Source organism: Kineococcus sp. NBC_00420 (genome assembly GCF_036021035.1).
Taxonomy (GTDB): domain Bacteria; phylum Actinomycetota; class Actinomycetes; order Actinomycetales; family Kineococcaceae; genus Kineococcus.
On sequence record NZ_CP107930.1, the window covers coordinates 4,669,971 to 4,686,356 of the forward strand.

The window sequence follows — 16,386 nt, forward strand, 5'->3', positions numbered from 1 at the left end:
GGGACGGTCCCGTTCCGCGTGCCACCTACCGCGCGAGCCAGCCGCCGTCGACGGGCAGGACGACACCGTGGACGTAGTCCGCCGCCGGGGAGGCCAGGAAGACCACGGGGCCGGCGATCTCCTGGGGGGAGGCCCACCGACCCACCGGGATGCGTTCCAGCAGCGCACGGGAGCGCTCCGGGTCGGCCCGCAGGGCCTCGGTGTTGTCGGTCACCACGTAGCCGGGGGCGACCGCGTTGACGTTCACCCCGTGCGGGGCCCACTCGTTGGCGAGCGCCCGCGTCAGGCCGGCGACCGCGTGCTTGGCGGCGGCGTAGCCCGGGACGTTGACCCCGCCCTGGAAGCTCAGCAGGGACGCGGTGAACACGACCTTGCCCCGGCCGCGGGCGAGCATCGAGCGCCCGATCCGCTGGGTGAGGGCGAACTGGCTGGTGAGGTTGACCGTGAGGACGTGGTCGAAGTCGGACTGCGGGTGATCGGCGGCGGGCGAGCGGCGGATGGTGCCCGCGTTGTTCACCAGGACGTCCACCCGCCGGGCGGCAAGCAGGTCGCCGAGGTCGGCGACGGCCGCGGGGTCGGCGAAGTCGCAGCCCAGCGCCTCGTAGCTGCGGCCGAGCCCCCGGACCTCCTCGGCGACGGCGCCCTCGGGCGGCGTCGAGGCGACCCCGACGACGTCGGCTCCCGCGGCGGCCAGGGCGAGCGCGCAGGCACGACCGATGCCGCGACTGGCCCCCGTGACGACGGCCACCGAGCCGGTCAGGTCGAAGGGGCCGCTCACGACGTCGACCCGCCGGCGGGCCGGCAGTCGACGAGGACCTTGACCGCGCCGCCCGCGGCCAGCGCGGCGAACGCCTCCTCGACGCGGGCCAGCGGCAGGACGTGCGAGACGAGCTGCGCCACCGGCAGTTCCCCGCCCCCGACCAACCGGACCGCCTCCTCGACGTCCCGGCGCTCGTAGAGGCGGGCTCCCAGCAGCTCCAGTTCGCGCCAGAAGAACGGGTGCAGGTCGACGGTGCGGGGTGCGGCGTGGATGCCGACGAGGCAGAGCCGGCCACGCACCGCGAGCGAGGCCGCCGCCGCGGCCAACCCGGGCTCGGAGCCGGACACCTCGAACGCGACCGCCGCGCCGGCGCCTCCCGAACGGGCGCGGGTCACGTCGGCGAGGTCCTCGTGGGTCGGGTCGACGGCGTCGATGCCGAGCCGGGCGGCCAGCTCCCGGCGGGTCGGGTCGGGTTCGGAGAGGACGACCTCGGCCCCGACGTGGCGGGCCACCAGGGCGATGAGCAGGCCGACCGGGCCACCTCCCACGACGGCGGCGAGCTCACCGGGGGCCAGCCGGGCGCGCCGGACGTCGTGCACGGCGACCGAGGTGGGTTCCAGCAGCGCGGCGTCGCGCGGTTCGGTGCCCTCGGGGACGCGGACGAGGGTGTGGGCCGGGACCACCCAGTGCTCGGCGAGCGCCCCGTCGGAGTCGATTCCCAGGAAGTCGAGGTGGTCGCAGACGTGGGAGTGGCCGTTGCGGCAGGTGGGACAGGTCCCGTCGGGGCGCAACGGGACGACGGTCACGAGGTCGCCGACCTCCCAGCCCGTGGCGTCGCGACCGAGCGCGCTCACGCGCCCGACGGTCTCGTGACCGATGACGGCCGGGACGCTGACGCGCCCGTCCATGTGCCCGGCCGCGATGTGCAGGTCCGTGCCGCAGATGCCGGTGAACAGGGGGGCGATCTCGACCTCCTCGGGCCCCGGTTCCCGCCGGAGGACCTCGTCGGCGGTCACGGTGCCCGCACGGTGGTAGCGGGCCGCGAGGTGGGTGCTCACGCGGGCCTCCTCAGGTGGCCGTCGTGGTGGGCGTGCGGGGAGAGCACGGGCTGGGTCCTTCCGGTGGGCTGGAGCGAGGGGGCGTGGAGCGAGGGGGCGTGGAGCGAGGGGGCGTGGAGCGCTTCAGCGGGCGCCGCGGGCGACCCAGACCGGGCCGCCGGGGTAGGTGTGCTCGAGGACGGAGCCGACCAGCATCTCCCCGCCCCCGCCCGGGGCGGTGGGTGCGCGGTAGCGGCCGCGTTCGAGCTGGACGGGGGTCACGAAGTGCTCGTGGAGGTGGTCCACGTGCTCGACGACCCGGTCCTGCCAGGTCCCGGAGACGCTGACGACGTCGAACATCGAGAGGTGCTGGACCATCTCGCACAGTCCGACCCCGCCCGCGTGCGGGCAGACCGGGACCCCGTGGTGCGCGGCGAGGAGCAGGATGGCGATGTTCTCGTTGACCCCCGCCACCCGGGCCGCGTCGATCTGCACGACGTCCACGGCGCCGGCCTGCAGCAACTGCTTGAACATCACCCGGTTGGCGACGTGCTCACCCGTCGCGACCTTGATGGGGTGCAGCGCACGCCGGACCACGGCGTGGCCGAGGACGTCGTCGGGGCTGGTCGGCTCCTCGATCCAGTAGGGGTCGAAGGGGGCCAGCGCACGCATCCAGGAGATGGCCTCGCTGACGTCCCAGCGCTGGTTGGCGTCGACGGCGATGCGGACGTCGTCGCCCACCGCCGCCCGCGCCACCTTCATCCGGCGCACGTCGTCGACGAGGTCGGCGCCGACCTTCAGCTTGATCTGGGTGAAGCCGTCGGCGACGGCCTCGCGGGAGAGGCGCTCCAGCTTCTCGTCGGAGTAGCCCAGCCATCCCGGTGTCGTCGTGTAGGCCGGGTAGCCGAGGCGCAGCAGCTCCTCCTCCCGTTCGGCCCGGCCGGGGACGGCGCGCTGCAGGAGGTCGAGGGCCTCCCGGCGCGTCATGGCGTCGGAGAGCCAGCGGAAGTCGACGAGCGAGACCAGTTCCTCGGGGTCCAGGTGGGCCAGCAACCGCCAGAGCGGCTGTCCGGCTCGTTTGGCCCGCAGGTCCCAGGCCGCGTTGAGCACGGCGCCGATGGCCATGTGCACGACGCCCTTCTCCGGTCCGAGCCACCGCAGCTGCGGTTCGTGGACCATGTCGCGGGAGAACGCGCCGAGGTCACCGAGCACCTCCTGCACCGTCCGCCCCACGACGTAGGGGGCCAGACCCCGGATCGCGGCGACCTGGAGGTCGTTGCCGCGCCCGGTGGTGAAGGCGAGTGCGTGACCCTCGTGCCCGTCGCCGGCGTCGGTGCGCAGGACGGCGTAGGCGGCGGAGTAGTCCGGTTCCGGGTTCATGGCGTCGGAGCCGTCGAGGTGCTCGGAGGTGGGGAACCGGACGTCGTGCACGTCCAGGGCGGTGAAGACGGCGGGACGGGTGGTCACGATTCCTCCAGGCATCTGATGATTCGTCGGCGCGGCGTCTCCAGTGACGTCGTACCTGGGGCACTGCCGGGGCAGACGCCCGCTCCACCGCGTCTTCCTGCCGGTCGGTGGAGCTGTCAGGTCGAAGGTATCGGGGGAGACATCAGATGTCTATGTCGACGGGGCCACCCAGGCACAATGTCCCGACGACGTGACGCCGGGCGACGTCCAGGACTCCACGGGGGTCCGGTCACCCGGTGGAGGAGGAGATCGGTGTGGCCGCACCCCTGACGGAGGCCGCCATCGGGCGGGTCCGGGAACTCATCATCAGCGGCGAGCTGCGGCCGGGACAACGACTACCTGCGGAAGCCGCGCTCTCGAACCAGCTGGGCGTCTCGCGGTCCGGCCTGCGCGAGGCGGTCCGTGCCCTCGCGACCGCGGGCGTGCTCGAGGTGCGCCGGGGCGACGGGACCTACGTCACCAGCCTCACGCCCGACCTCCTCTTCACCGGCATCGCCGACGCCGTGGACCTCATGCGCGACGAGGACCTCATGGACGTCATGGAGTGCCGGCGACTCGTCGAACCACAGGCCACGGCGCTCGCCGCCGTCCGGGCGGGCGAGCCTGAACTCGCGCTCGTGGCCCACCACCTGCGGTGCATGGAGCACGCCGAGGACGAGGAGACCCTCGTCGCTCACGACGAGCAGTTCCACGCGGCGCTCGCGACGGCGAGCGGCAACGCCGCGCTCGCCGCGATCCTGCGGGGGGTCTCCGGTGCCACCGTGCGGGCCCGGGTCTGGCGCGCGCTCACCGTCGCCGACTCCCGCCAGCGCACGATCGACGAGCACTCCGCGATCTACCAGGCCGTGCGCGAGCACGACCGCGACCGCGCCCACGCCGCCGCGCTGCTGCACGTCGCCAACGTGGAGGCCTGGATGCGGACGACGTTGCGCGGCGAGACGCCTCAGAGCAGGTAGCGGTAGAGCGGCTCGGCGGCGGAGATCCGTTCGAACGTCGGGGGAGCGGCCTCCATCCGGGCGAGCAGCCCGGGCAGGTCGTCCTTGCCGGGGATCTCGATCCCCACCAGGGCGGGTCCGAACTCGCGGTTGCTGCGCTTCACGTACTCGAACAGCGCGATGTCGTCGTCCGGCCCGAGGACCTCGTCGAGGAAGCGGCGCAGCGCGCCGGGTTCCTGCGGGAACTCGACGAGGAAGTAGTGCTTGCGGCCCTCGTGCACCAGGGCGCGTTCGATGATCTCGGCGTAGCGGCTGATGTCGTTGTTGCCGCCGGACACGACGCAGACCACGCTCTGGCCGGGTTCGACGCGCACGGCCTCGGCCAGGGCCGCCGTCGCGAGCGCGCCCGCGGGTTCGGCGATGATCCCGTCGGTCTGGTACATCGCGAGCATCTCGACGCAGATCGCCCCCTCGGGCACGGTGACGAGTTCCACCTCGTGACCGGCGACGACGGCGTGCGTGACGTCACCGACGCGACGCACCGACGCACCGTCGACGAAGGTGTCGAGGGTGTCCAGGCGCACCGGGTGGCCCGCGGCGAGCGCCGCCGCCATCGACGGCGCCCCTTCGGGTTCCACGCCGACGATCCGCACCTGCGGGTGGCGTTCGCGGACCCAGGTCAGGACCCCGGCCAGCAGGCCGCCACCGCCGACGGGGACGACCAGGACGTCCGGGGGTTCCTCGTCGAACTCGGCGAGCTGCTCGAACACCTCGACCGCGACCGTCCCCTGCCCGGTCAGGGTGCGGGGGTCGTCGAAGGCGGGGACGAGGGTCGCGCCGCTGCGTGCGGCGTCCTGCGTCGCGGCGGCCGCGGAATCGTCGTAGGTGTCGCCGAGGACGATCGTCTCGACGAACTCCTGGCCCAGCGCCGCGATGCGGTCGCGCTTCTGGCGGGGCGTGGTGCGGGGCACGTAGATGCGGCCGTGCACGCGCAGGGCCGCGCACGCGTAGGCCAGGCCCTGGGCGTGGTTGCCGGCGCTGGCGGTGACGACGCCACGGGCCCGCTCGTCCTCGCTCAGCTGGGCGACGAGGTTGTAGGCCCCGCGCAGCTTGTAGGAACGGACGGCCTGCAGGTCCTCGCGCTTGACCCGGACGTGCGCGCCGAGGGCGGCCGACCACCGCGGGTTCGTCTCCAACGGCGTGCGGGTGACGACCTGGGCCAGTCGCTGCGCCGCCTCCTCGACGTCCGCGGCTCTCGGCAGGCCGCCGGACGGGCTGGTGGTGGGCGCCGGGGGGCGGGCAGCGTCGAGCGACATGGGGTCGATCCTGCCCGTGCCTCCCCGTCGAGAGCCAGCAGGGTGGTGGGACCGGGTCCCTCAACGCCGCCGCCCCGGCAACGTTCCTGCGCGCCCGTGTGATGTGTCGCACATCCGGGCCTCGAGGGAGTCCGCAGCAGGTGAGGCAGGCCTAGCATCGGCGAGGCTCACCTCACTTCGGTGGGTCCCCATCGTCCCGGCCGGAGGAGTTCCCCGTGCTCGCCACGTTCGTCATCGGACTGCGTGAAGGCCTCGAAGCCTCCCTCATCGTCGGGATCGTCGCCGCCTTCCTCGTCCAGCGCGGGCAGCGTCGTGCGCTGCGCTCCGTGTGGGCGGGGGTCGTGCTGGCCGTGCTCCTCTGCGTCGGGGCCGCCGCCGCCCTGCAGGTCGCGACGCAGCAACTCCCGCAGCGCCAGCAGGAACAGCTCGAGACCGTCCTGGCCCTGGTCGCCGTCGCGATGGTCACCTACATGATCGTCTGGATGACCCGCCACGCCCGCTCCATGAGGTCCGACCTCGAGGCCTCCGCCTCGAGCGCCCTGGCCAAGGGCTCCGCGTGGGCGCTGGTCGCGATGGCCTTCCTCGCCGTCCTGCGCGAGGGGCTCGAGACCTCGGTCTTCCTGCTCGCCACCTACCAGGCGTCCGGCAGCAACGCCGAGGGCGCGGTCGGTGCCTCGCTCGGGATCCTGCTGGCCGTCGGTCTCGGCTACCTGGTCTACCGCGGCGGCATCACGCTGAACCTCGCTCGCCTGTTCCGCGTCACGGGTGTCCTGCTCGTCCTCGTCGCCGCCGGGCTGGTCATGTCCGCCGCGCACACCGCCTACGAGGCGGGCTGGCTGCTGGCCGGACAGGCTCAGGCGCTGGACCTCTCCACCGTCGTGGAGCCCGGCACCGTCCGTGCGGCCCTGCTGATGGGCGTCCTCGGCTGGCAGCCCCGGCCGACCGTCGCCGAGGTCATCGGCTGGCTGGTCTACCTGGTGCCCATGCTCGTCGTCGTCCTGTGGCCGCGGCGCTCGCGCCAGCCTGCCGCGCCGCAACCCGTCTCCGTCTGACTCCCGCTCTCCCGCGTCCCTGCGAAAGGTCTGTCGTGACCACGAAGCCCCGCCTGTTCCTCGCCCTCGCCGCGAGTCCCCTCCTGCTGCTGACCGCCTGCGGCGGGGGTTCCGAGGCGGCCTCCGGCGGGGCCTCCGGCGCCCCGGGCACCGTGAAGATCACCCTGACCGACGACGGCTGCACCGCGGAGCCGACCTCGGTGACCGCGGGGGCCAGGACCTTCGAGGTCGTCAACGAGGGCGCGAGCTCGGTGACCGAGGGGGAACTGGTGAACTCGGGCGGCCGGATCGTCGGTGAGCGGGAGAACCTGACCCCCGGGCTGAAGGGGACGTTCTCGCTGACGCTCGACGCCGGCGACTACACCGTCCAGTGCCCCAACGCCGCCACCGAGTCCTCGAAGTTCACCGTGACGGGGGCCGCCGCGTCGGCGTCGGGCACCGCGGACCCGCTCTTCGCGGCCGCCACCCAGGGCTACCAGGACTACGTCGAGGCCCAGGTCGCCGACCTCGTCACCGCGACCTCGGCCTTCACCGCGGCGGTGCAGGCCGGCGACGTCGAGAAGGCCAAGTCCCTCTACGGCCCGGCGCGCGTGCCCTACGAGCGCATCGAACCCGTCGCGGAGAGCTTCGGCGACCTCGATCCGCTCATCGACGCGCGCATCGCCGACGTCGAGGACCCGAGCACCTGGGGCGGGTTCCACCGCATCGAGCAGGCCCTCTGGGTCGACGGCACGACGGCGGGCATGACCCCCGTGGCCCAGGAGCTCGACGCGAACGTGGCGAAGCTCGCCGAGCTCGTGCAGACGACGACCTACCAGCCGGCCGACCTCGCCAACGGGGCCAGCGGGCTGCTCGACGAGGTCGCCAAGTCCAAGGTGACGGGCGAGGAGGAGGCCTACTCCCACCTCGACCTGCTCGACTTCGCGGCCAACGTCGACGGCGCCCGCAAGGCCTTCGACCTGCTGACCCCGGCGCTGCAGGTCACCGACCCCGACCTGGTGACGACCCTCACCACCCAGTTCGACACCGTCACCGGCGCATTGGCGCCATACCAGCAGGGCGACACCTACGCCCTCTACACGACGTTGACCCCGGACCAGGTCCGCGAGCTCGCGACCGCCGTCGACGCGCTGGCCGAGCCGCTGTCCACGGTGTCCGGCAAGGTCGTCGGCGCTGCGGACCAGTGAGGACGAACCCGTGAGCGCTTCTCGTCCCAGCCGTCGCGGCGTCCTCACGGGCGCCGCGGTCGTCGGTGCCGCCGGGGTCGGTGTCGGCGTCAGCGCCCTCGCCGGGCGGGACACCGCGACCACGGCGACCGCGGCGGCCGGGGCGGCCTCGACGGTCGCCTTCCACGGTGCCCGGCAGGCCGGCATCGTCACCCCCGCCCAGGACTCCCTGGTGTTCGCGGCGCTCGACGTCACGAGCCGCAACCCCGCCGACCTCGCCGACGTCCTGCAGCGCTGGAGCGAGGCCACCGCGACCATGGCGACCGGGGTTCCCGTCGGCGGCCCGGGTGGCCTCGGTGGCGCTCCGGGGGAACCGCCCCAGGACACCGGTGAGGCGCACGAACTGCCGGCCGCGAACCTCACCGTGACCCTCGGCTACGGGCCCTCGTTGTTCGACGAGCGCTTCGGCCTGGCCGAGCGTCGCCCCGCGAACCTCGAGGAGCTCCCTGCGCTACCCGGGGAGCAGCTCGACCCGACCAAGTGCGGCGGCGACCTCTGCCTGCAGGCCTGCGCGGACGACCCGCAGGTCGCCTTCCACGCGATCCGCAACCTCGTGCGCATCGGGCGCGGCGTCGTCACCGTGCGCTGGATGCAGCTGGGCTTCGGGCGCACCTCGACGACGTCGAGCACGCAGGCGACGCCGCGCAACCTCATGGGCTTCAAGGACGGCACCGCCAACCTGCGCGCCGAGGACACCGCCGACCTCGACCGCTTCGTCTGGGTCGGGGGCGAGGGTTCGCCCGCCGTCGACCAGGAGTGGATGCGGGGCGGGACCTACCTGGTCGCCCGCCGCATCCGGATGCTCATCGAGAGCTGGGACCGGGCCTCGCTGCACGAGCAGGAACGGGTCATCGGCCGGGCCAAGGTCTCCGGGGCGCCGCTGTCGGGGACGAAGGAGTTCGACGCGCTCGACCTGGCGAAGACCTCGGCCACCGGGAAGGCCGCCATCGACGTCGCCGCGCACGTGCGCCTGGCGGCGCCGGAGACCAACGGGGGGATGCGGATGCTGCGCCGCGGCTACTCCTACACCGACGGTCTCGACCTGGCCACGGGACAGCTCGACGCGGGCCTGTTCTTCATCGTCTTCGGCAACGACCCCGCGTCGCAGTTCGTCGCGGTCCAGCGCAAGCTCGGCGCGAAGGACGCGCTCACGGAGTACCTCAAGCACACCGGCTCGGCGATCTTCGCGTGCCCGCCCGGGATCTCCGCGGGGGGCTCGTGGGGCGAGGGGCTCTTCACCTGACCCTGGTGTTCACGAAGGTGCGCCGGACCGGGAAGCGCCTCACGGCGCACGGCCGCTCGTAGCGGCTTGAATTGGGACCCGGGGCTACCGCGGCCCGACGCACTCCCATTGTAACGAGCCCTCGGCGATGCGCCCAGCCCAGGCGCGCTGCGGGTCAGCCCAGATCTCCGTGTCGCCACCGGCCGGCGGCGTGCTCGAGCTGCTCCGCGGTGCGGACGAGGCGGGCCGCGGAGTGGGTCAGCGCGCTCGCGGCGTCCTCCGCCGCGGGGGCGTCGGCGTCGTGGGCCCGGCCGACGGCGAGGATCCGGCAGAAGGCCGCGGCCCGTTCCAGGGTGACGGCGAAGTCCCCCTCCGCCACCCCGGTGAGGACGGCGTCGACCATGGCCGACACCTCGGCCGGTCCCGGCGGGTCCGCGACCCCGGCGACGACCTCCAGGACGGGGGCGTGCCGTCGGCCCTCGGCGTACTGACGGGAGACGGCGACGGGCTGGCGCTGCACCCACGTCCGCAGGACGTAGAGGCGCCACAGGGCGCCCGCGAGGGTGTCCGCGGGCGCGTCGGCCCACAGGTCGGCGATGACCTCGAGGCCCTCGTCCTGCGCGAGTCGGACGACGCGACGGGTGACCTCGGAGTCCTGGGCGGAGCGGGCCCCGTGGACGAGGGCGCTGGCCGCGGCGTGGGCGGCCTCCTGGACGGCGGAGGGGTCGACCCCGCCGGCCATGGAGACGATGGCGTCGTCGCCGGGCAGGGCGGGACGGTGGTGGTGACGGCGCGGGGGCTGTGCGGGATCGGGCACGCGACGATGGTGCCACCGTTCTCGCGCGCAACGACTTCTGGGGAACTTCCCACCTCTCCCGTGCCCGGGAAGGGTGGAAAGTCTCCCAGGAGTGGCGAGGGGACGGTCAGCCGCGGAAGGGGGGCGGGGGAGCGGCGAGGGTGGCGCGGGGGCAGTCCTGCAGGCGCAGGCCGCCGTGTCCGAGCGCCTCGTCGCACAGCGACTCCACGCTCCAGCCGAGCTGGCTGCCGAAGAGGGTGACGGTCACGCGGTAGATCGTGATCTCGTACTTGGTGGGGGTGCCGTAGGCGACGTGGATGCGCCCGATCAACTCGGCACCCGCGGCGTTCTCCGCGCCGTGCCAGGGGCGGTCGTAGCGGCTCCAGAGCGAGGGGCCGGCCTGCCAGACGCCACCGTTCTGCACGTCGCGCAGCGCGAGCTCGACGAGGACGGACCGGGCCGCCTCCTCGGGCACGATCGCGGCCGGGCGGATGACCTCGGAGATCTCCCCGGTGGCGGCCCTGGTCGTGGGCTGGGTGAGCTGGTCGTCCACGCGGGGTCCCCCTGGTCTGGTGCTGCGTCGATGGTCCGAAGGGTTCATCGGCAGCCCGGGGGTGGTTCCTGAGAGTCCGGCGAGGCGGTGGTGCCGCCGGTGTCCGGTGAGGCATGATGGCGGTAACGGAGCAGCACACCGTGTAGTCAGAGCATCACCGATAGTCGTTCGCTGCGTGTCGTGAGGTCGTTGGGGAAGACGTCCCTCACACCGACGCAGAAGGAGAACGGCATGTCCGGTGCGACGACCCGCGGCGTGCTCTTCGTGCACTCCGCACCGCGAGCGCTGACCCCGCACATCGAGTGGGCAGCCGGCGGTGTTCTCGGTGTGCGCGCGTCCTTCGACTGGACGGGCCAGCCGGTCGCTTCCGGCTGCCTGCGTGCGGAGTACTCGTGGCAGGCGCCGCAGGGTAGCGGGGCACTGCTCGCCTCCGCTCTGCGCGGTTGGTCGCACCTGCGTTTCGAGGTCACCGAGGAACCGTCCCAGGGCTGCGACGGCGGTCGCTGGAGCCACACCCCCGCGCTGGGGATCTTCCACGCCGTCACCGACGTGCACGGCAACGTCCAGGTGCCCGAGGACCGCGTCCGGGCCGCGATGGACCTCATGGCCGAGGGGAACGCCGACGCCGCCCGTCGTGCGCTCGCGCTGGCCGTCGGCGAGGCCTGGGACTGCGAGCTCGAGGCGTTCCGCCACGCGGGTGACGACACCCCCGTGCGCTGGCTGCACCAGGTCGGCTGACCTCCCTCCAACGACTTCTGGGGACTTCTCCACCTCTCCCCGCGCTCGGGAAGGGTGGAGAAGCCCCCAGGAGTTGGTGGGGCGGGGCCTCAGGGGGTGGCGAAGACGGCGCTCACGTTGTGACCGCCGAAGCCGAAGGCGTTGTTGAGGCCGACGAGGCGCCCCTCCGCCGGCAACGGACGGGACTCCTTGCGGACGACGTCGAGGGTGATCGCGGGATCGAGGTCGTCGACGTTGATCGTCGGGGGCGCCATCCGGTCGCGGAGCGCGAGGATCGTGAAGATGCTCTCCACCGCGCCGGCCGCACCCAGGAGGTGACCGGTCATCGACTTCGTCGCCGAGACCGCGATGCCGTCCACGGCGTCACCGAAGGCCAGGCGCAGGCCCTTGTCCTCGGCCACGTCGCCGACCGGGGTCGACGTCGCGTGCGCGTTCACGTGCACGATGTCGGCCGGGGTCAGGTCCGCCTGGCGCAGCGCGTCGAGCATGGCCCGGCTGATCCCCGCACCCTCGGGTTCGGGGGCGGCCACGTGGTACGCGTCGGCGGAGAGCCCCGCGCCGAGCACCTCGGCGTGGATGCGGGCCCCCCGGGCCTTCGCGTGCTCCTCGGACTCCAGGATCAGGATCCCGGCCCCCTCCCCGAGCACGAACCCGTCACGGGCGGAGTCGAAGGGGCGGGAGGCGCGTTCCGGGTCCTCGTTGCGCTTGGACATCGCGTGCATCGAGGTGAACGACGCGATCGGCAGCGGGTGGATGGCGGCCTCGGTGCCACCGCAGATCACCATGTCGGCGCGACCGGTGCGGATCATGTCGGCGCCGTAGGCGATGGCCTCGGCCCCGGACGCGCAGGCGCTGACCGGGGTGTGCGCCCCGGCCCGGGCGGTGAACTCGATGCTGATCGCCGCCGTCGGGCCGTTGGCCATGAGCATCGGGACGGTGAGGGGGAGGACGCGGCGGGCGCCCTTCTCCTTGAGGGTGTCGTAGGCCGTCAGCAGGGTCCAGATGCCACCGATGCCGGTGGCCACGACCGAGCCCAGGCGCAGCGGGTCCACCTCGGGGGAGCCGGCGTCGGCCCACGCCTCCCGGGCGGCGATCACGGCGAACTGCTGGGACGGGTCGAGCCGCTTGATCTCGCGGCGTTCGAGGATCGAGTCGGCGCGCACCGCCGCCTGGGCGGCGAAGGTCACGGGGAGCTCGAACTCCTCGATCCACGGGTCGGTGATCGAGCGGGCGCCGGAACGGCCGGCGAGCGCGGCCTCCCAGCTGGTGCGGACGTCGCCGCCGAGCGGAGTCGTGGCGCCCAGCCCGGTGACGACGACGCGGCGCGACGAACTCGTCCTGTTCGTGGTCGTCGAGGTCATGATCGGTCAGCTCCTCCTGAAGCCCTGCGGCGAACTGTGGTGTGAGGCGGGGTGGCCGGCCCGCGGGAGCGGGCCGGCCGGTGGGTGGTGCTCAGCCCTGGGCCTGCGAGATGTAGGCGACGGCGTCGCCCACGGTGCGCAGGTTCTTGACGTCCTCGTCGGGGATGCGGACGGAGAACTTCTCCTCGGCGTTCACGACGATCGTCATCATCGACAGCGAGTCGATGTCGAGGTCGTCCGTGAAGGACTTGTCCGCGAGGACGCTGTCGGTGGGCAGGCCCGTCTCCTCGTTCACGATCTCGGCGAGACCGCTGAGGATCTCCTGCTCACTGGCCATGCGTTGCTCCTCCATCTGGTCGGCGACCTGGCGGTCACCGGTAACGACCTGACCACGGGGTTCGTGGCCAGGAGACGACATCCGACTACGGGAGCCGGACGACCTGGGCGGCGTAGGACAGGCCCGCGCCGTAGCCGATGAGCAGGGCCAGCCCGCCGGAGGGCGCGTCACCGTCGGCGACCGCGCGCTCCATCGCGAGCGGCACCGAGGCGGCCGAGGTGTTGCCCATGTCGACGATGTCGCGGGCCACGTGGACGCTCTCCGGCAGCTTCAACTGCTTGACCATCGCGTCGATGATCCGCGCGTTGGCCTGGTGCGGCACGAACACGTCGATGTCCTCGGCGCTCACGCCGGCGGCGTCCATCGCGGCCTGCGCCACGGGGGCCATCTGCCACACGGCCCAGCGGAAGACCGACTGGCCCTGCTGCTCCAGGAACGGCCAGTGCTCGACCTCGCCGACCGTCCCGGGCTCCTCCGCGGCCAGCGCGGCGTCCGCGGTCTGGCCCGCGCGCAGCTCCAGCCAGGAGAACTTGGACTTGATCAGGTCGGCCTGACCGCCGTCGGAGCCCCAGATCGTGGGCCCGATGCCGGGTTCGGTGGAGGCGCCGACGACGACGGCACCCGCGCCGTCGGCGAAGAGGAACGCCGTCGAGCGGTCGTGCTGGTCGGTGAAGTCGGAGAGCTTCTCGGCCCCGATCACGAGGACGTTGCGGGCGGTGCCGCCGCGGACGAGGTCGCTCGCGAGGGCGACGCCGTGGCAGAACCCCGCGCAGCCGGCGGAGATGTCGAACGCGGCCGCCGGGGTCGCCCCCAGGCGGTGGGCCACGACGGCCGCGGCCGCGGGGGTCTGGAAGGGGTAGGAGACCGTCGCGAGGATGACCGCGTCGACGTCGGAACCGCTCAGACCGGCGGCGGCCAGGGCCTTCGCGCCCGCGTCCTCGCTCATGTCGACGACGGAGACGTCGGGGGCCGCCCAGCGACGGGTCTTGATGCCGGTGCGCTGCTGGATCCACTCGTCGGAGGAGTCGATCCAGGTGCACACCTCCGCGTTGTCGATGACCCGGGGCGGGCGGTGGGCGCCGACCCCGAGGATGCGTGCCTCGCGGGTGGGTGCAGCGGTCAGTGCGGTCACAGGGTGGCCTCCGAGGTCGTCACGGTCGCGGCCAGGCCACCGTGGTCGGTGATCATGGTGCGGGCCTTGTCCAGGTCGTCCGGCGTCTTGAGCGCCAGGACGTCCACGCCCTTCAGTGTGCGCTTGGCCAGGTTCGTGAGTGTGCCCGCCGGGGGCACCTCGATCAAACCGGTCACCCCGAGCCGGGCGAACGCCTCGGTCACGAGGTCCCAGCGGACGGGGCGGCTGACCTGCGCCACGAGCCGCTGGAGGAAGGCCTGACCGTCGGTCACGAGCTCCCCGTCGGCGTTGGCGGCGATCGGCACGCTCGCCGTGCCGGGGTCGATCCCCGCGGCCAGCGCGGCCAGCGCGCCGACGGCGGGGGCCATGTGCTCGGTGTGGAAGGCGCCCGCGACCTGCAGCGGGACGACCCGCGCCTTGGCCGGGGGGTCCGCCGCGAACGCGGCCAGCGCCTCGAGGGTGCCGGCGGCGACGGTCTGCCCACCGCCGTTGGCGTTGGCGGGGGTGAGTCCGTGCTCCTGCAGCGCCGCGGCGACCTCGGCGGGGTCCCCGCCCAGGACGGCGCTCATCCCGGTGGGGCGGACGGCGGCGGCGGCGGCCATCCCGCGACCGCGCTCGCGGACGAGGACGAGGGCCTGCTCGGGGGTGAGCGCACCGGTCGCGGCGGCGGCGGTGAGCTCGCCGACGGAGTGGCCCGCGACGGCCCCGGCCGTGGCGGCGAGGTCGGTGGGGGAGGTGATGAGTTCGCGCAGCCCCAGCAGGCCGGCGGCGACGATGAGCGGCTGGGCGACGGCGGTGTCGCGCAGCGTCTCGGCGTCGGAGACCGTGCCGTGGGCGAGCAGGTCGTCGCCGACGACGGCGGAGGCCCAGTTCAGCCGGTCCGCGACCCCCGGCAGTTCGAGCCAGGGGGCGAGGAAGCCGGGTGACTGCGAACCCTGGCCGGGGAAGACGAAGACGAGCACCGTGACAGCCTGCCCGGTGCGGGGCCCCGGGCACGGTCACGACGCGAACCGACTTTGCGGGCCCTCCTTGTAGGGATCCTCCAAGGAGGGGGCCAGGGGTCACTCGCGGGGGTGAACGGTGCGTCACCGATTCGGGACGCTGCGTGGGGAACGGTTCAGCGACCGAGCGGTGGGCCCTCTGCCCGCCCACCCGGCCCGGCCTGCGACAACCGGCCCAACGCCAGAGCCGTCTGCAGGACGAAGCGCTCCCGCGGGGCCGACGGCGTCCAGCCGCAGACCTCGGCGACCCGTCGCAGTCGGTAGCGAACCGTGTTGGCGTGGACGAACAGCGAGCGTGCGCAGGCCTCCAACGACCCGCCGTGGGCGAGGTAGGCCGTCAACGTCTCCAGCAGTGCCCCGCCGGCCTCCTCGAGGGGGACGTAGGCGCGGTCCACCAGGGCGCGTCTCGCCGTCGCGTCCCCGCTGAGGGCGCGTTCGGGGAGCAGGTCGTCGGCCAGCACCGGCCGGGGGGCCTCCGGCCACGCGCGGGCCGCGACGACCCCCGCGAGCGCCGCCCGGGCCGAGCGCGCGGCGACGGGCAACGTCGCGACGGTGGGCCCGACGACCACCGGCCCGGGCCCGAACTCGCTGCGCGCCAGCTGCTCCGCCGTCGCCTGCACGTCCAGTCCGCCGGTGAGGACGACGACGAGGCGGTCACCCTGCACGCCGACGAGCGCCTCGCCGCCCGCCGCGCGGGCCAGCGTCCGGATCCGGGCCACCGCGCCGGCGGAGGTCTCGCCGGAGGGACCGATGACCACGGTCGTCGACTCGTCGAGGCTCCAGCCCAGCGCCGCCGCGCGGGAGGCGATGGTGTCCTCGCCGTCGCCACGCAGCACCGCGTCGACGACCAGCGCCTCCAGCCGCGCGTCCCACGCGCCGCGGGCCTCCGCGGCCCGGGCGTAGACGGCGGCCGCGGCGAAGGCGACCTCGCGGGAGTAGCGCAGCAGGGCCTGGCGGGCGATGACCTGCTCCGCCGGGTGACCGTCGCCGACGACCGCGTCCAGTCCCTCCTCCACGACCGTGATCGCGGTCCGGACGAGCTCCACCGTCTGCTGCAGGGTCACCGAGCGCATCAGCTCCCGCGGCGCCGTCCCGAAGACCGCGATCCCGGCCAGGACGTCGGGCTCGGGTTCGGAGAGCCACCGCAGGAAGTCGCCGAACCCGGCCTGGGCGACCAGACCGACCCAGGAACGCTCGTCCGCGGGCAGCGCCGCGTACCAGGGGTGGGCGGAGTCCATCCGGGCCGCGATCGCGGAGGCGAAGGATCCCTGGGCCGCTTCCAGGCGTCGGACCGTCGGCGGGGACAGTTCGGACCGGGCGGTGGACACGCACGCGAGCGTAGGGCGTGGGGGCCCACCCCCGGTGTCGCCCGCGGGTGCCGGGTGCACGCGAGGGGCCGGGTTCCCCCGGCTGGGCTAGGGTCAGCCCGGGTGACCCGCCCGACGACCTCCGG

General features: G+C 73.7%; 16 protein-coding genes. 5 read left to right on the top strand and 11 right to left on the bottom strand.

Annotated features, from left to right (window positions below; genetic code table 11):
- Nucleotides 1-25: 25 nt before the first annotated feature.
- The 3 genes from OG218_RS22860 to OG218_RS22870 all read right to left on the bottom strand — a co-directional run bounded on the left by OG218_RS22860 (nucleotide 26) and on the right by OG218_RS22870 (nucleotide 3,279).
- On the bottom strand, nucleotides 26-778 hold the full coding sequence (locus OG218_RS22860) for an SDR family oxidoreductase (RefSeq protein ID WP_328295517.1): 753 nt from the start codon (nucleotides 776-778) through the stop codon (nucleotides 26-28).
- A complete protein-coding gene (locus OG218_RS22865) occupies nucleotides 775-1,818 on the bottom strand; it encodes a zinc-dependent alcohol dehydrogenase (RefSeq protein WP_328295518.1) in 1,044 nt (347 codons plus the stop codon). Before OG218_RS22865 ends, OG218_RS22860 begins: the two co-directional genes overlap by 4 nt.
- Before the next feature lie 123 nt (nucleotides 1,819-1,941).
- Entirely contained in the window at nucleotides 1,942-3,279 is a 1,338-nt protein-coding gene (locus OG218_RS22870) for an enolase C-terminal domain-like protein (RefSeq protein WP_380157188.1), read from the bottom strand.
- 239 nt (nucleotides 3,280-3,518) lie between these two features.
- Here OG218_RS22870 and OG218_RS22875 point away from each other — a divergent pair, with 239 nt between their 5' ends.
- Entirely contained in the window at nucleotides 3,519-4,220 is a 702-nt protein-coding gene (locus OG218_RS22875; protein WP_328295520.1) for a FadR/GntR family transcriptional regulator, read from the top strand.
- Here OG218_RS22875 and ilvA read toward each other — a convergent pair.
- Entirely contained in the window at nucleotides 4,208-5,515 is a 1,308-nt protein-coding gene (ilvA, locus tag OG218_RS22880; protein ID WP_328295521.1) for a threonine ammonia-lyase IlvA, read from the bottom strand. The genes OG218_RS22875 and ilvA overlap by 13 nt on opposite strands.
- Nucleotides 5,516-5,730: 215 nt before the next feature.
- Between ilvA and efeU the strand changes: the two genes are divergently transcribed.
- Genes efeU through efeB form a run of 3 tightly spaced genes read left to right on the top strand, consistent with a single transcriptional unit; the run spans nucleotide 5,731 to nucleotide 9,036 of the window.
- Nucleotides 5,731-6,567: an iron uptake transporter permease EfeU gene (gene efeU, locus OG218_RS22885; RefSeq protein ID WP_328295522.1), complete on the top strand. Its 837-nt coding sequence runs from the start codon at nucleotides 5,731-5,733 to the stop codon at nucleotides 6,565-6,567.
- 35 nt (nucleotides 6,568-6,602) lie between these two features.
- Nucleotides 6,603-7,754: an iron uptake system protein EfeO gene (efeO, locus tag OG218_RS22890; RefSeq protein WP_328295523.1), complete on the top strand. Its 1,152-nt coding sequence runs from the start codon at nucleotides 6,603-6,605 to the stop codon at nucleotides 7,752-7,754.
- Nucleotides 7,755-7,764: 10 nt separating this feature from the next.
- A complete protein-coding gene (gene efeB, locus OG218_RS22895; RefSeq protein WP_328295524.1) occupies nucleotides 7,765-9,036 on the top strand; it encodes an iron uptake transporter deferrochelatase/peroxidase subunit in 1,272 nt (423 codons plus the stop codon).
- A 154-nt stretch (nucleotides 9,037-9,190) separates the two neighbouring features.
- Here efeB and OG218_RS22900 read toward each other — a convergent pair whose 3' ends face one another.
- Complete coding sequence (locus OG218_RS22900; protein WP_328295525.1) at nucleotides 9,191-9,832, bottom strand: hypothetical protein; 642 nt, start codon at nucleotides 9,830-9,832, stop codon at nucleotides 9,191-9,193.
- A gap of 106 nt (nucleotides 9,833-9,938) precedes the next feature.
- On the bottom strand, nucleotides 9,939-10,364 hold the full coding sequence (locus OG218_RS22905; protein WP_328295526.1) for a hypothetical protein: 426 nt from the start codon (nucleotides 10,362-10,364) through the stop codon (nucleotides 9,939-9,941).
- A 231-nt stretch (nucleotides 10,365-10,595) separates the two neighbouring features.
- On the opposite strand from OG218_RS22905, the gene OG218_RS22910 reads away from it, so the two are divergent.
- Nucleotides 10,596-11,102: a DUF3145 domain-containing protein gene (locus tag OG218_RS22910; RefSeq protein WP_328295527.1), complete on the top strand. Its 507-nt coding sequence runs from the start codon at nucleotides 10,596-10,598 to the stop codon at nucleotides 11,100-11,102.
- A gap of 89 nt (nucleotides 11,103-11,191) precedes the next feature.
- On the opposite strand, the gene fabF is transcribed toward OG218_RS22910, so the two are convergent.
- From fabF to OG218_RS22935, 5 genes are all read right to left on the bottom strand, one after another.
- Entirely contained in the window at nucleotides 11,192-12,463 is a 1,272-nt protein-coding gene (gene fabF / locus OG218_RS22915; RefSeq protein WP_328295528.1) for a beta-ketoacyl-ACP synthase II, read from the bottom strand.
- Between the two features lie 91 nt (nucleotides 12,464-12,554).
- Nucleotides 12,555-12,800 carry an acyl carrier protein gene (locus tag OG218_RS22920; protein ID WP_012086932.1) on the bottom strand — a complete coding sequence of 82 codons (246 nt, stop codon included), beginning with the start codon at nucleotides 12,798-12,800 and terminating at the stop codon, nucleotides 12,555-12,557.
- 85 nt (nucleotides 12,801-12,885) lie between these two features.
- The gene (locus OG218_RS22925) at nucleotides 12,886-13,932 is read right to left on the bottom strand and encodes a beta-ketoacyl-ACP synthase III (RefSeq protein WP_328295529.1); all 1,047 of its coding nucleotides are present in this window, start codon (nucleotides 13,930-13,932) and stop codon (nucleotides 12,886-12,888) included.
- Entirely contained in the window at nucleotides 13,929-14,894 is a 966-nt protein-coding gene (locus OG218_RS22930) for an ACP S-malonyltransferase (protein WP_328295530.1), read from the bottom strand. The genes OG218_RS22925 and OG218_RS22930 overlap by 4 nt, the downstream gene beginning before the upstream one ends.
- 155 nt (nucleotides 14,895-15,049) lie before the next feature.
- Nucleotides 15,050-16,261: a PucR family transcriptional regulator gene (locus OG218_RS22935; RefSeq protein WP_328295531.1), complete on the bottom strand. Its 1,212-nt coding sequence runs from the start codon at nucleotides 16,259-16,261 to the stop codon at nucleotides 15,050-15,052.
- Nucleotides 16,262-16,386: the final 125 nt, after the last annotated feature.

What these genes read in the sequence shown, in the direction of transcription:
- OG218_RS22870 (WP_380157188.1), bottom strand. Translation starts at nt 3,279, where the DNA reads ATGCCTGGAGGAATCGTGACCACCCGTCCCGCCGTCTTCACCGCCCTG.
- ilvA (WP_328295521.1), bottom strand. Translation starts at nt 5,515, where the DNA reads ATGTCGCTCGACGCTGCCCGCCCCCCGGCGCCCACCACCAGCCCGTCC.
- OG218_RS22910 (WP_328295527.1), top strand. Translation starts at nt 10,596, where the DNA reads ATGTCCGGTGCGACGACCCGCGGCGTGCTCTTCGTGCACTCCGCACCG.
- fabF (WP_328295528.1), bottom strand. Translation starts at nt 12,463, where the DNA reads ATGACCTCGACGACCACGAACAGGACGAGTTCGTCGCGCCGCGTCGTC.
- OG218_RS22920 (WP_012086932.1), bottom strand. Translation starts at nt 12,800, where the DNA reads ATGGCCAGTGAGCAGGAGATCCTCAGCGGTCTCGCCGAGATCGTGAAC.